At 60.3% G+C, this 13,441-nt stretch carries 15 protein-coding genes; 12 read left to right on the forward strand and 3 right to left on the reverse strand.

The features are described 5' to 3' along the window. The first annotated feature begins 36 nt into the window (after positions 1-36). The 7 genes from CUJ86_RS06150 (at position 37) to CUJ86_RS06175 (ending at position 5,616) form a co-directional block, all read left to right on the forward strand. Entirely contained in the window at positions 37-555 is a 519-nt protein-coding gene (locus CUJ86_RS06150; RefSeq protein ID WP_130646676.1) for a ferritin, read from the forward strand. Between the two features lie 340 nt (positions 556-895). Next, positions 896-2,395 (forward strand): DUF2193 domain-containing protein, encoded by a 1,500-nt coding sequence (locus CUJ86_RS06155; protein ID WP_130646677.1) that lies wholly within the window; start codon positions 896-898, stop codon positions 2,393-2,395. A gap of 29 nt (positions 2,396-2,424) precedes the next feature. Next, the gene (locus tag CUJ86_RS06160) at positions 2,425-2,631 is read left to right on the forward strand and encodes a DUF2180 family protein (RefSeq protein ID WP_130646678.1); all 207 of its coding nucleotides are present in this window, start codon (positions 2,425-2,427) and stop codon (positions 2,629-2,631) included. 7 nt (positions 2,632-2,638) lie between these two features. After that, positions 2,639-3,388: an MIP/aquaporin family protein gene (locus CUJ86_RS06165; RefSeq protein ID WP_130646679.1), complete on the forward strand. Its 750-nt coding sequence runs from the start codon at positions 2,639-2,641 to the stop codon at positions 3,386-3,388. After that, positions 3,381-3,509, forward strand: a complete 129-nt coding sequence (locus CUJ86_RS12260) for a hypothetical protein (RefSeq protein ID WP_268878237.1) — start codon at positions 3,381-3,383, stop codon at positions 3,507-3,509. The genes CUJ86_RS06165 and CUJ86_RS12260 overlap by 8 nt, the downstream gene beginning before the upstream one ends. Positions 3,510-3,523: 14 nt before the next feature. After that, complete coding sequence (locus tag CUJ86_RS06170; protein ID WP_130646680.1) at positions 3,524-4,639, forward strand: DUF362 domain-containing protein; 1,116 nt, start codon at positions 3,524-3,526, stop codon at positions 4,637-4,639. Then, on the forward strand, positions 4,639-5,616 hold the full coding sequence (locus CUJ86_RS06175; protein ID WP_130646681.1) for a hypothetical protein: 978 nt from the start codon (positions 4,639-4,641) through the stop codon (positions 5,614-5,616). Before CUJ86_RS06170 ends, CUJ86_RS06175 begins: the two co-directional genes overlap by 1 nt. Here CUJ86_RS06175 and CUJ86_RS06180 read toward each other — a convergent pair. Continuing rightward, the gene (locus tag CUJ86_RS06180) at positions 5,561-6,262 is read right to left on the reverse strand and encodes a tetratricopeptide repeat protein (protein WP_130646682.1); all 702 of its coding nucleotides are present in this window, start codon (positions 6,260-6,262) and stop codon (positions 5,561-5,563) included. The genes CUJ86_RS06175 and CUJ86_RS06180 overlap by 56 nt on opposite strands. 86 nt (positions 6,263-6,348) lie before the next feature. Between CUJ86_RS06180 and CUJ86_RS06185 the strand changes: the two genes are divergently transcribed. Next, positions 6,349-6,906: a manganese efflux pump MntP gene (locus CUJ86_RS06185; RefSeq protein WP_130646683.1), complete on the forward strand. Its 558-nt coding sequence runs from the start codon at positions 6,349-6,351 to the stop codon at positions 6,904-6,906. Here CUJ86_RS06185 and msrA read toward each other — a convergent pair. Continuing rightward, positions 6,899-7,390, reverse strand: a complete 492-nt coding sequence (gene msrA, locus CUJ86_RS06190; protein ID WP_130646684.1) for a peptide-methionine (S)-S-oxide reductase MsrA — start codon at positions 7,388-7,390, stop codon at positions 6,899-6,901. The two genes, CUJ86_RS06185 and msrA, sit on opposite strands and share 8 nt — an antisense overlap. A gap of 59 nt (positions 7,391-7,449) precedes the next feature. Between msrA and CUJ86_RS06195 the strand changes: the two genes are divergently transcribed. From CUJ86_RS06195 to CUJ86_RS06210, 4 genes are all read left to right on the forward strand, one after another. After that, positions 7,450-8,142, forward strand: coding sequence for an endonuclease V (locus tag CUJ86_RS06195; RefSeq protein WP_130646685.1), 693 nt, complete (start codon positions 7,450-7,452; stop codon positions 8,140-8,142). Further along, positions 8,139-10,739, forward strand: a complete 2,601-nt coding sequence (locus CUJ86_RS06200; RefSeq protein WP_130646686.1) for a heavy metal translocating P-type ATPase — start codon at positions 8,139-8,141, stop codon at positions 10,737-10,739. The genes CUJ86_RS06195 and CUJ86_RS06200 overlap by 4 nt, the downstream gene beginning before the upstream one ends. A 310-nt stretch (positions 10,740-11,049) precedes the next feature. After that, positions 11,050-11,553, forward strand: coding sequence for a pyruvoyl-dependent arginine decarboxylase (locus CUJ86_RS06205; protein WP_235855594.1), 504 nt, complete (start codon positions 11,050-11,052; stop codon positions 11,551-11,553). Between the two features lie 2 nt (positions 11,554-11,555). Continuing rightward, the gene (locus tag CUJ86_RS06210) at positions 11,556-12,005 is read left to right on the forward strand and encodes a hypothetical protein (RefSeq protein ID WP_130646688.1); all 450 of its coding nucleotides are present in this window, start codon (positions 11,556-11,558) and stop codon (positions 12,003-12,005) included. Here the strand turns inward: CUJ86_RS06210 and proS are convergent. Then, positions 11,999-13,438 (reverse strand): proline--tRNA ligase, encoded by a 1,440-nt coding sequence (gene proS, locus CUJ86_RS06215; protein WP_130646689.1) that lies wholly within the window; start codon positions 13,436-13,438, stop codon positions 11,999-12,001. The genes CUJ86_RS06210 and proS overlap by 7 nt on opposite strands. Positions 13,439-13,441 lie beyond the last annotated feature (3 nt).

Below are 13,441 nucleotides of genomic sequence, written 5' to 3' on the forward strand. Positions count from 1 at the left end.
TTTATAGCGAATGTTCTATAGGGGCAGTGTGATACCATGATCCGCCAGACAATGCTTGAGGCCCTGAATCGCCAGATAAACCGGGAGCTCTATTCGTCCTATCTCTACCTCTCGATGTCAGCCTGGTTTTCGACACGGAACCTTCCGGGTTTTGCGAACTGGATGCGGGTGCAGGTGCAGGAGGAGCAGTTCCATGCGATGAAGTTCTATGACTACTGCATCGCACGGGGCGGCCGCGTGACGATGCTCCCCATCGAAGCACCACCAACCGAATGGGAATCGCCGCTGGCAATTTTCGAGGCGACTTATGCCCACGAGCAGAAGGTGACGGCGATGATCAACAACCTTGTCGACCTTGCACAGAAGGAGAAGGACCACGCCACATCAAATCTTCTCCAGTGGTTTGTTGATGAACAGGTCGAGGAAGAGGCGAACGACACCGAGATTATCGAAAAATTGAAACTCATCGGAAACGAATCAAACGCCCTGTTCATGCTCGACAAGGAACTTGCAACCCGTGTCTTCACCCCTCCCGCCACCGGCGGGGGGGCGTGAACACCCCGAACATCCCTCTTTTGCACACGTCCCTTTCAGTAAATTCTGGTGGTTGAACTGACGCTCGGACGTGCGTATCAGGCAGTTCAGAAACCTTTATCCGGGGCAATACCATATGGGCGGTATACGGGGAGGGATATCATCGGGCGGTTGCATGAAATGCAAACGTCAGCGGTGCGGTCTTGCATAGGAGGGCAAAAGAAACCGGGTATACCCATCATCGGAACACATGATGGTGATCGAATTTCCGCTCCACTATCCCACACCCGGAAACAGTCGCAGCCCATGCTCAGGGCTGGAAGAGAAAAACCATCAGGTTCCTGCAGAGGGGGGAGAGGAAATGAACCAATTGTACACCAAGATTGTTGATGAGGCGATGGCGGCACAGCACGCCGACGTGGAGACAGTGAAGAAGAACCGGGGGAAAAAATATGCCGTGAAGGACGGTCAGGCCTATGTCGACGCCGTCAAGGGGATGAAGGTCGCCGAGGGGCAGAGCAAGGCGGTCATCGACCTCCATGTGGAGTCGGTGAAGGCCCATTTCAAGCATATATCTGCACTCACCGATTACGTCAGGCCAGAGGACGATCCCTTCGTCGAGCACTACCAGACACCGGTGGTGCTGGAGGTGCTCTATGGCGAGGACCCGGCGTTCAGGAAGAGCATGGATGTCTTCATCGGCGCAATAGGGAAGGCGGAAGCGCTCATCGGGCTCGAATCGGCACGCCGTTACGCCGGATTTTATGGACCGACCTGTGTCGTCGACTTCGCCCTGATACCGGGAAGCACCAGCAACGTCGTCAACCGCATCCTTCAGACGGTGGACATCCCGGTCGACCATAAACAGGCGATTCTGGCAGCAAAATCGTGGGGTATGAACACATCCTACGGCATAGGCGAGACCTTCGCACAGGCGGTGGAGGCGGGAGACACCCTGGCGGACGCCACAAAGAAGGAGGTCCAGCAGTTCCAGGCGATCTACGATCACCCGGTGAAGGCGCAGGTCGACCTGATGGAGCATGCCGGCATGACCTCCTTTGACCCGATGAAGTACATGGAGGGCTATGGAGCGGACATGACGCCCTTCGTCAAGAAGGCAATCGAGGAGGGCGTCCACTACGGCAACATCGTCACAGTGCCGGCATATTGTGTCGGCGACGTCTCGCACCACATCGCCCAGTCCACCTACAATATGTGCAAGGACGATGTCGTGATGGGGGTGATCGAGGCAGTCACCGCCGTGATGGAGCGTTCACTACGCGCCTCGCTGGATAAAGTGCGGAGCGAGTACCAGATCCTCTCACTGGCGACGGGGTCCACCGCCGCGGCAACCGAATACATCCTTGAACTCGACGGCTTCAACGCTCCCATGCTTGTGGACCTGCTCACAAAACGCTTCCACAACTTCGTGCAGCTCAAGCCGACCCGCGGTGCGGCCGCCGAACTGCACAACTGCGATTTCATGGACATGATCTGGCGCGGCTGGCGGATGCTCGACGCGGCCCGGCGGAAGCGGAATGGCTCCGGAGATCCACTTGTCCCGAGCGTTGCCGGCTTCCCGGTCGACCTCGAACCGGTCCATGAGAGCGAGGTGATCATGAACCCGCAGCGCTATGCCTATCCGGCATCGGCGATCACCGTCCGCTGTTCGGCCCTGATGAGGCTTGCCGATTACCCCTGCCTGCTGACCAGCGAACCGGTGACGGCAACGATGATGACCAATATCATCGCCCTCCACCCGAAGGAGATCGCTGCACCCGCACGGGTCTGCAAGGATTGCGCCTCGGCCTCGATGGTCGACTTCAGGCATGAGTACTGCCAGTGGAGAGAGGCGGTCTAGGAGAAGGGACCAGAATCGGGGTGAACGGAATGAAATGCTATGTCTGCGCAATTAATGGGCAGAATACCGAAGCGGCGGGCATCTGTATCGTCTGCGGCATGGGGCTCTGCACCGAGCATATGAAGCGCGAGGACGTCGATCTCTGGGAAGGGGGATATCCCTTCCCGTCACGAAAACTGAAGAAATCACTGCCGAGGATCCTCTGTCCCGAATGCTATACGGCCCTGCACGGGTGAAAAAGCCATGGCGTCACTTGGACAGAGAAGCATCGCCGAACTGATCGGGACCTTCATCCTGGTCTTCTTCGGGCCGGGTGCGGCGGCGATCACCCTGATGATCGCCAGCGGTGCAGAACCACCCAACGAGTTCAACATCGGGATCGGCGCACTCGGCGGTCTTGGCGACTGGCTTGCGATCGGGCTTGCCTTCGGAATCGCCATCGCAGCGGTGATCTATGCCCTCGGGCGGATATCAGGCGCCCATATCAATCCCGCCGTCACGATCGCCCTCTGGTCGATCGGAAAGTTTCCGGCTCGCGAGGTGGTGCCCTACATCGTGGCGCAGCTCGCCGGAGCGGCGATCGCAAGCCTCGCCTTTGCCTACTGCGCCGGGATGGATGCTGTGCTGGTTGGCGGTCTCGGCGCCACCGCTCCGTTTCCAGGGATCACCTTCGGGCAGGCGGTTCTGGCCGAGGCGATCGGCACCTTCCTGCTGATGCTCACGATCATGGGGATTGCCGTGGACCGACAGGCGCCCCCCGGCTTCGCCGGTCTGATCATCGGGCTGACGGTGGCGGGGATCATCGTCACGACCGGAAACATCGCCGGGTCCTCGCTCAACCCGGCCCGCACCTTCGGGCCGTACCTGGGGGACATGCTGCTTGGCGGGGCAAACCTCTGGGCGCATTTCCCGATCTATATCATCGGCCCGATCGCCGGTGCGGTGGCGGCGGCGTTCCTGTACCGGTGGGTTGCAGGAGAGGAGGGTGACTGAACAGGGTCGGATCCAGCGGACCTCCACCCTCTCATTTTCAGGATACCGCCGGCGGGCATGGACCGACGGAGAGTGCCAGAAGGGCCCGTTCACCACCAGGTTTTTCTGCGGTCCTGCATGAGAGAGATCAGATCCATGACAGCCAGAGTATACTTTGTGCGGGCCGCCATCGGGAGCGGGCGAAAAAATATGCTCCAGAAGATCGGCGATCTCTTCGACGCTGCAGACCTATCGGAATGTATCGGGGACGGCGACCTGACTGCAATTAAAATTCACTTCGGAGAATGGGGCAACGACACCTATATCAGTCCGGTCTGGGTTCGTGAAGTGACAGAACAGGTGCGTGCCGCCGGGGGCAGACCCTTCCTCACCGATACCAACACCCTCTACTCCGGTATGCGGCACAACGGCGTGGACCACCTCACCGTCGCCGCACGCCACGGATTCGTCCCCGAGGTTGCGGGCGCCCCGGTGGTGATTGCAGACGGGATCACATCGCAGAACTGGCGCACGGTCGGCATCGGGAAGAAGCACTTTGGAGAAGTGAAGATCGCCGGCGACATTCTGGACGCCGGGAGCATGATCGTGCTCTCCCATGTAAAGGGGCACGGCATGGCAGGATTCGGGGGTGCGATCAAGAACCTGGCGATGGGGTGCGCCCCGGCGGCAGGCAAAAAGGACCAGCACCAGGGGCTTCTCCCGGCGATCGACGGCGACATCTGCATCGGCTGCGCCGCATGCACGCGCGCCTGCCCGAACGGCGCCCTGGTCGAGGAGGAAGGCGAGGTCCACCTCACGCCATCCCGGTGCATCGGATGCGGGGAGTGCATGACTGTCTGCCCCACCGGTGCGATCGACTTTGACTGGGAGGGAGGGGTCGTCCCCTTCATGGAGATGATGACCGAATACGCCCTGGGTGCCGTCAGGGGCAAGGAGGGACGGATCGGTTATATCAACGTGCTGATGAATATCACCCCGGACTGCGACTGCTGCCCCTGGAGCGACAGCGCAATCGTCCCCGACATCGGCATTCTCGCATCCACCGATCCGGTGGCGATCGATGCCGCAAGTGTTGATCTCGTCAATGCACAGAGGGGGATCCGGGGCAGCCGCCTCCTCTGCGGGCATGAACCCGGAGAGGACAAGTTCAGGGGTGTCGCCCCCTGCACCGACGGCATGGTTCAGATCCGGTATGGCGAGGAGATCGGACTCGGGGAGGCCGCATACGAGTTGATCGAAATCGGTGAGTGATGGACGCAGATGAACTGAGACGACAGGACGAGGCCATCATAAAACGGGCAGAAGGGATCTCCACTCCGATGAAGGTCGGACGACCGGGTGATTTCGTTATCCGGGTGGACGGGAGAGTGCGCGAACCCGTGGTCCGGGAACTCTGTCTTCTCACCGGCTACCGGCAGTCGGCATCCGATGGACCATCCGTGCTCTGCCGGGACGATTACCCCTCCATCCGCATCACCACCGGTGAGCGCCGGAAGACGGCACTTGAAGCCATCGCCTTCAGGGTCGATGATATCGATGATGCCGTCCGCCACTGCAGGGACTCACCAGTCCCGGCAATAATCACCCCGGACGGCACTGCCATCCTGACAGGACCATCCGACCTCACCGGTATCGCCGTCCACTTCACAGCGGCGGATGCTGGATCCTCAGCAGACGGACAGCGCCCCTCTCTCAGTCGCCCCTTCCACGCCCGCATCGGCCCGCCCGATCACATCACCATCAGGGTGCGGGCAGAGCAGCGCCCTGATGCGGTTCTCGAACTGATCCGGCTGACAGGAGCCGTTTTTACGGGATCCGAATATGTTGTGCCCTTCAGGTCGGTCAACAGCGTCCTCATGCTCCCGGGAACCGGATTCGCTATCAACGTCGTCTCTGGAACCAGACCTTTCATACCGGAAAAAGGGATAACTGAACCGTTTCTGTCACGTTTTGGAGCAGGGGTGCACCACATCGGGTTTCTGGCCGATGGCATCCGCGAACTGGTGGCGGAGATGGAGGAGGACGGCATCCCCTTCTCCCTCCCCCTCACCGGTTCGGAGGGGGAGGGGATCCTGCAGGCCATGACCACACGCTCAGAATATACCGGTCTGATCATCGAATATCTCCAGCGCTATGGCTCGTTCAGCGGATTTTTTGCCCCCTCAATGACTGTCAGGCCGTCGGGACCGTCGTCTCCCCCTCCATCCCCCGAACCGCAAGACCCCTGATGAACAGGATCCTGGTGTGCTCCGGGCAGATGGCAAGCGCCTCATCGCAGATCTCGACCGCCTCCCGGTAGCGCCCCATGGTGTAGAGCGTGTAGGCAAGACTTTTGCGGGCGTCGAGATCCTCCGGATCGAGATCGATCGTCCGCCGGAAGGCGGCGACCGCCTCCTCATGGCGTTCGAGGATATCATAGACCACGCCGAGCATATAGCAGACGGCAGGATTCTCCGGGTCCAGCACGATTGCACGTTCGTAGGCCTCCCGGGCATCCTCATAACGCTCCTCCGATTTCAGTGCACGCCCGAGCAGGTACCATGCCTGGGTATAGGCAGGGTCTAGCCTGATGGCCCGGCGGGCACTCTCCGCCGCCTCAGGATAACGCCTGTCGGTGAAGAAGGCGACAGCGCGCTGGAACCAGACCTCAGGATAGTCGGGTTCCTCTCCCAGAATGCTGTCAAAGCACAGGACCGCCTCCTCATATCGGCCAGTTCCAGAAAGGATCAGTCCTTTCCGGTAGAGCGCATCCAGGGAACCGGGATCCAGCTCCAGCGCGTCATTGTATTTTTTCAGGGCACCACCGATGTTGCCCTCCCGCTGCAGGGCGTCCCCCTCGGCGATCAGTCGGGCACCAGCCCCCTCCTCTGGCATAGACCGGAATCACCATGTTCCCAGATAAAAGATATGGTTGCCGACGGTCCGTTTCATCAGGATGCATATCCAACTATACAGGACACATGGACATCCCTACCCTGATCGTGATCTCGATCGCTCTCGCAATGGACGCCACGGCCGTCTCGGTCGCCGCCGGGGTGACGGTCAGGGAAGGACGCCGACGGACCGCCGCCACCCTTGCCGTCCTTTTCGGTCTTTTCCAGAGCGGCATGACAATCGCCGGCGGGTATGCAGGATCAGCCCTCTACGCCTATATATCCGCTGTTGACCACTGGATCGCCTTTCTGCTCCTCGCCTTTATCGGCGGGAGAATGTTCATCAACGGTCTGGCAGGCGAGGACGGTGAGGAGATCCGGTTCGGGAGTGCAACGGTGCTGCTGACCCTCGCCATTGCCACCTCCATCGATGCCTTTGCCGTCGGACTCTCCTTTGCGGTGCTGGGATCGTCGATCCTCCTCCCGTCAATGGTCATCGGCATCGTCACCGCCATCTTTTCCCTGGGCGGATTCAGGTTCGGAACCGCCTTTGGCAGGAGATATGGCGAGCATGCCGAGGTAATCGGCGGCATCATACTCGTCCTGATCGGGCTCAGGGTGCTCACCGAACACCTCCTCACCTGATCATGCGGCCATATACCCACTGTTTTTCAAAATACCGTTGATGGTACTCTTCAGCCCGATAGAAAATCCCGGCAGGGACGATTTCGGTCACAATCTGGCGCCGCCATCGTCCTGAACGACCCGCCTCCTGTATCGACGCCCGTGCCGCCGCCTCCTGCTCAGGCGTCGTATAAAAAATGACCGAACGGTACTGGCTGCCGATGTCAGGGCCCTGCCTGTCCGCTGTCGTGGGGTCATGGATCTCCCAGAAGAGATCAAGGAGAACACGGTAGGAGACCACGACCGGATCATAGATCACTTCCACCGTCTCCGCATGCCCGGTCCTGCCGGTGCACACCTCACCGTAGGTCGGATTCTCCGTCGTGCCTCCCATATAGCCGACTGCCGTATCCACAACACCCTTCACCTTTCTGAACACCGCCTCCACGCCCCAGAAACATCCGGCGGCAAAATAGGCGCGTTCATACCCCTCCCGCTCTGCCATACCCCCGCTTATCTGGATGAAGGGATAGAGATTTCCCCATCAATCCCGGAAGGAGATGCATGGAAGGGGCAGAGATCCTGCAGAACGCCGTCCGTCTGCAGCATGATATTGCCCGGCATGTCGTCACCAGAGGCAACCCGGACCCCTCCGTTCTTGCCGGACTCGACGCCGCCTACTCCCTGGATGGATCTCAGGTCTTCGGTGCCGCCGTCCTCCTTGCTGTTCCGTCATTGCGGGTCATCGGGGCGGCAACCGTCGGCCGAAAGGCCTCATTCCCATACATTCCCGGCTATTTCGCCTTCAGGGAAGCACCGGCACTGCTGGCCGCACTCGGGAGACTGGAACGGGCCCCTGACCTCCTGATGATCGATGGCCACGGCATCGCCCATCCCCGGCGATGCGGGATCGCCTCCCATGTCGGTGTCATCACCGGCATTCCGTCCATCGGCGTGGCCAGACACCTGCTCACCGGCAGATGTGATCCCCCCGGCATGGGATGGGGGGAGACGACCCCGGTGACCGCAGACGGATCGGTGATCGGGTGTGCCCTGCGGACGGTCGCCGGCGTCCGTCCGGTGTACGTCTCTATCGGCCATCGCATCTCCCTCCAGAACGCCGTCAGCATCACCCTTCACACATCTACCGGCTTCAGGATCCCCGAGCCCCTCCGGGTTGCGCACCGCCTCGCCTCCCATGTTCGCGACAGAGATGTGCGAGCGTTCATATGGTTGGACGCCGATGCCCTCCCATGAACGGCGAGGGTAATGGAGGGAAGGCCAGAAAGGAGACGCTCAAGATCTCGGGGATGCACTGTGCCACCTGCGCCGTGTCGATCGAAAAGGCGCTGAAAAATGTTGAAGGCGTTCATGAAGCGAATGTCAACCTCGGCGCCGAACAGGCGAGCGTGGAATATGATCCCTCGGTGGTCTCTGCTGCAGAGATCGAGCGTGTTGTCGCCGGTGCGGGTTACGGGGTGATCACCGCACGCGCCTCCCTGAAGGTGGGGGGGATGATGTGCGCCACCTGCGTGGCCACCGTCGAGGCGGCACTGAAGGCCCTCCCCGGTGTTGTCGCCGCCACCGTCAATCTCGGCGCCGAACGCGCCTATGTCACCTACAATCCCGAAAGCGTCACCATTGCCGAGATGGCGGCGGCGATCGAGGGGGCCGGCTATCGCTACCTCGGCATGGAGGGCGAGGATACCGGCGACCTCGAACGGCAGGTGAGGGAGGCAGATCTCCGGGACAAGATGCGGCGCATCATCATCGGCGCCGTCACATCGGCGGTGCTGATGGGACTGATGTGGACGGCCCCGCCGCTCCCGATTGACATGGCATATCTGATGCTCATCATCGCCGCCCCCGTCTTTGCCTACCTCTCATGGCCGATCTTCCGTGCGGCCGTCATGGCCCTCAGAAACCGGACCCTGAACATGGACGTGATGTACTCGATGGGCATCGGCGTCGCCTTCGGGGCCTCGCTCCTCGGCACCTTCGGGGTTCTGCTCACTCGAGATTTTCTCTTCTACGAGACAGCGGTGATGCTGGCCACGTTCCTCACCCTCGGCCGATATCTGGAAGCACGGGCAAAAGGACGGACCGGAGAGGCGATCACGGCCCTCATCCGTCTCCGCCCCAAGACCGCAACCGTGATCGTCAACGGAACGGAGGAAGAGCGCTCTGTCGACGACGTCCTGCCCGGCGACATCGTCCGTATCCGGGCGGGTGAGCAGGTGCCGGTCGACGGAACGGTGCGCAGGGGCGAGAGTTATGTCGATGAGTCGATGATCACCGGCGAACCCGTGCCGGTCGGAAAGGAGCCCGGCGATGCTGTCGTCGGCGGGACGATTCTCGGCGATGGGGCACTGGAAGTGGAGGCGACGCGGGTCGGAAAGGATACGGTGCTCGCCCGGATCATCCGCCTCGTTGAGGATGCGCAGGCGACAAAACCGCCCGTCCAGCGGATCGCCGATACAGCAGTGACCTATTTCATACCTGCCGTGCTCACCATCGCTGCCGCCGCCTTTCTCTTCTGGTACGGCATTGCCGGTGCACCGCTCCTCTTCGCCCTCTCCACCCTGATCTCGGTGCTGGTCGTCGCCTGCCCCTGCGCACTCGGCCTCGCCACCCCGACGGCGATTACTGTCGGCGTCGGGCGCGGAGCAGAACTCGGGATCCTGATTAAAAGCGGAGAGGCACTCGAGGCCGCTGAAAAAATCGATACCGTCGCATTCGACAAGACCGGCACCCTGACGGCGGGTGAACCCGCCGTCACCGATATCGTCGGCATCACCCTCGACGACACCAGTGTGCTCGCTCTTGCTGCAGCGGCAGAACAGAACTCCTCCCATCCGGTCGCCCGCGCCATCGTGGCCCGGGCAGAGGAGAAAGGCGTGGAAATCCCGGAGACGACGGCGTTCGAGACGGTGCGGGGTAAAGGGGTGCTGGCAACGATCAGGGGCGACCTGATCGCTCTTGGCAACCGCGCCCTCCTGGCAGACAGTGGCATCGAACTCCCCACCAATGCCGAAACAGCGGTCACCCGGCTTGAAGGTGAGGGCAGGACTGTGGCAATTCTCTCTGTCGGCGGCACGGTCGGCGGCATCGTCGCCGTCGCCGACACCGTGAAACCCACGGCGATGGCGGCGGTGTCCGCCCTCAGGGAGATGGGGCTTTCGGTGATGATGGTCACCGGCGACAACGCCACCACCGCCGGGGCGATCGCCGGAATGATCGGGATCGAAACGGTGCACGCCGGCGTACTGCCGGACGCCAAGGCCGCAGAGGTGGCGGGTCTGCAGAACCGCGGTCAGAAAGTCGCTTTCGTCGGTGACGGCATCAACGATGCACCGGCGCTTGCACAGGCAGATCTCGGGATCGCCATCGGCGGCGGTACCGATGTCGCCATCGAGAGCGGAGGCGTTGTGCTGGTCAGAGACGACCTCACCGATGTCCCGGCGGCGATCCAGCTTGCCAGGAAGACCATTGGGCGGGTGAAACTCAATCTGTTCTGGGCATTTGCATACAACACCGCCCTCATACCGGTGGCGGCAGGAGTGCTCTATCCGGCATTCGGGATCACCTTCAGGCCGGAGCTTGCCGGTCTTGCCATGGCCGCGTCCTCGGTCACGGTGGTCTCCCTCTCCCTGCTCCTGAAGGGCTATATACCTGAAGCAAAAAAAGGGAGGGCGGAGGAGAGGAAGGAAATGGAGATCGATCCGGTCTGCAAAATGAAAGTGGATCCAGAAAAAGCACGTCACACCACCGAGTATAAGGGAAAAACCTATTATTTCTGTGCCCCCGGGTGCAAGGCCGCCTTTGAAAAGGAGCCTGAAAAATATCTGGAGTGAAGGTGTAGAGCGGGGATAGACAGTATTCACACAATACCCGGCACGGCAGGGGGTCATGCAGGGGGTTCACCCCCTCCATTCCTGACGTGACGGCCCACATGCCACTGACCGCAGATGACACGCTCCACCCCCTATCGACCGGTTCCCTGCCTCATTGCAACAGGGTATCTCTCTTCCCAGAGAAACACCATAAAAAAGCCACAATATTGCCTGTTTTTTTGAAATACCCCCGTATATCTGCAAGGATATATACTTTTAAGTAGGGGGGACACAAATAAAACAGCAATTCATTTCAAAGGTGAGAGAGGGGTTGACCAGAGTATTTGTTCCAAAAAAGGTGTTTTTTACCTGCGGCGTCGGTCGGGATTCTGAATACCTCGGGTCCTTTGAAATGGCACTCCGGGCGGCAAAGATCGAGTGTTACAACCTGGTAACGGTCAGTTCAATCCTCCCCCCAAAGTGCCGGATCATCCAGAGGGACGAAGGAATCGCCGACCTCGATCCGGGCAGCATCGTGTTCACCGTAATGTCCCGAATATCATCAAACGAACCGCACAGGAGGATATCCGCTTCGATAGGGGTGGCAATCCCCGAAAATATGGAGAAAGAATGGGGATATTTCGCCGAACATCACGCCTTCGGTGATGGAAAAGAGAAGGCGGGCAGGTACGCAGAAGAACTCGCCTACCGGATGTATCAGAGCATCACCGATAAAACACCCAGAAAAACCCTTAATATCACTGACAGTGCCATCGTCGACGAAGATGGGCGCTGGACCACCGTCATCGCCGCATCCATCTTTATCATGGAGTAACTATGACATCACGCACACGTGCGCATCACACCACCTGCCCCTACTGCAATGAAGAAGTCTACTATGAGGAGCTGATCGGAGGGCGCTGTCCGCTCTGCGGAAGCACACTCGAAGAGCCCGAAGAAGGCTGTATGGAGGTCGATGACGGCATCGAACGCACCGACCTCGCATGGTTGATCTGCCACTATTTCCTATTCAAAAAACTCGACGAACTCGGGGCGAACCCGCTCCAGATCATGGATGTGATCTCACGATTCGATGACGGAGACGGCGGGGCGCAGAAGACCGCCTTTGAGATCGAAGTTCCGTTCGGGCGCCTTGAGCGCATACTGCCCAAGCAGTGCGGCTGCTGCAGGAAGGTGTTCTTCAGGGGCGGCAAAAAAGTATTTTCCGGGGATGCGGGCGGGACGGGTTACACCGTCTCATTCCGCTGTCCGGCCTGTTCTCAGTAGGTCCGGGCGATCACCGTCAGGGTGCTGCCTGGGCGACCGCAGACGATGCAGTTCCCCTCGCCTCCCCCGATGTGGGTGCTCCGCACCCCTGTCCCGAGCACACTTCCATTCGTCTCTTTTTCAAGTGCTTCTGCACACTGTTCATCACCGCACCAGTGGACGACAGCGACGCCGGTTTCAATCGCCGCCGATGCCGCGGCGAGATCAGATGCCGGGACAATACGTTCAGCAAGCCTCGTCTCTGCCCGCTCTCTCAGTCGAACGCCAAACGCATCCAGGATCGCCGGCACCTCATCTGAAACACGGGTGCGATCCAGGCTCATCTTCTCTCCGTCACGGGTGGCCGCAACCACCGTACCCGCCGTAAGGTCGCGTGGCCCCACCTCGATGCGGAGCGGCACACCCCGCATCTCCCAGTGGTAGTATTTTGCACCCGGACGGAGGTCACGGTCGTCGATCCGTGTGCGGAGACCGAGACCTTCGAGTTCCTGTTTCAGCGATTCAGCGGCCGCTCGCACCTCTTCAGCCATCTTTTTCATGATGATCGGGATGATGACGACCTGCACCGGGGCGACCTTCGGCGGCAGCACAAGACCGCGGTCATCACCATGGATCCCGATCACGGCGGCGATGCACCGTTCCGAGATGCCATAGCAGGTCTGGTAGGCGAGCTGCCGCTCCCCTGCGGCGTCCTCGTAGGCGATGTCGAAGGTCAGCGAGAAATGGTCACCGAGGTGATGGACCGTCCCGACCTGGAGGGTCCGACCATCAGGCATCAGGGCGTCAACGGCCATTGTATAATCGGCGCCAGGGAACTTGTCCCAGTCCGGTCGGCGGGATATGAGCACCGGAATGCAGAGATCGTCATAGAACTGCGTATAGAGACCGATCGCCTCTTCCACCTGCGCCGCCGCCTCGTCCCAGGTAGCGTGGACGGTATGGGCCTCCTTGAAGGAGGTGATCTCCCGGAGACGGATGAGCGGTCGGGTGTGTTTGGTCTCATAACGGAAGGTATTGACGATCTGATAGACCCTGAGCGGGAGGTCGGCATGGGAGCGGACCCAGAGGGCGAACATCGGGTACATGGCGGTCTCGCTCGTGGGGCGGAGGGCAAGCGGAACATCGAGTTCAGAGAGACCTCCGTGGGTGACCCAGTAGACCTCCTCTTCAAAGCCCTTGATGTGTTCCGCCTCCTTCATAAACTCGGTCTTCGGGATGAGCAGGGGAAAAAGCGTCTCTTCATGCCCCGAAACGTCGAGCAAATTGCGGAGAATGGCATAAGTATGCCGTCTCAATCCGAAACCAAAGGGATACCAGACATAAAGCCCTTTGACCGGATATCTGACGTCCATTATCTCAGCGCGCCAGAGCACGTCGTTGTACCAGGCCGAAAAATCAGATATAGGGGGAAGTGAACCGCTCTCGTCTTCCATAGG

Origin of the sequence: Methanofollis fontis (assembly GCF_004297185.1) — an archaeon.
Lineage (GTDB): Archaea > Halobacteriota > Methanomicrobia > Methanomicrobiales > Methanofollaceae > Methanofollis > Methanofollis fontis.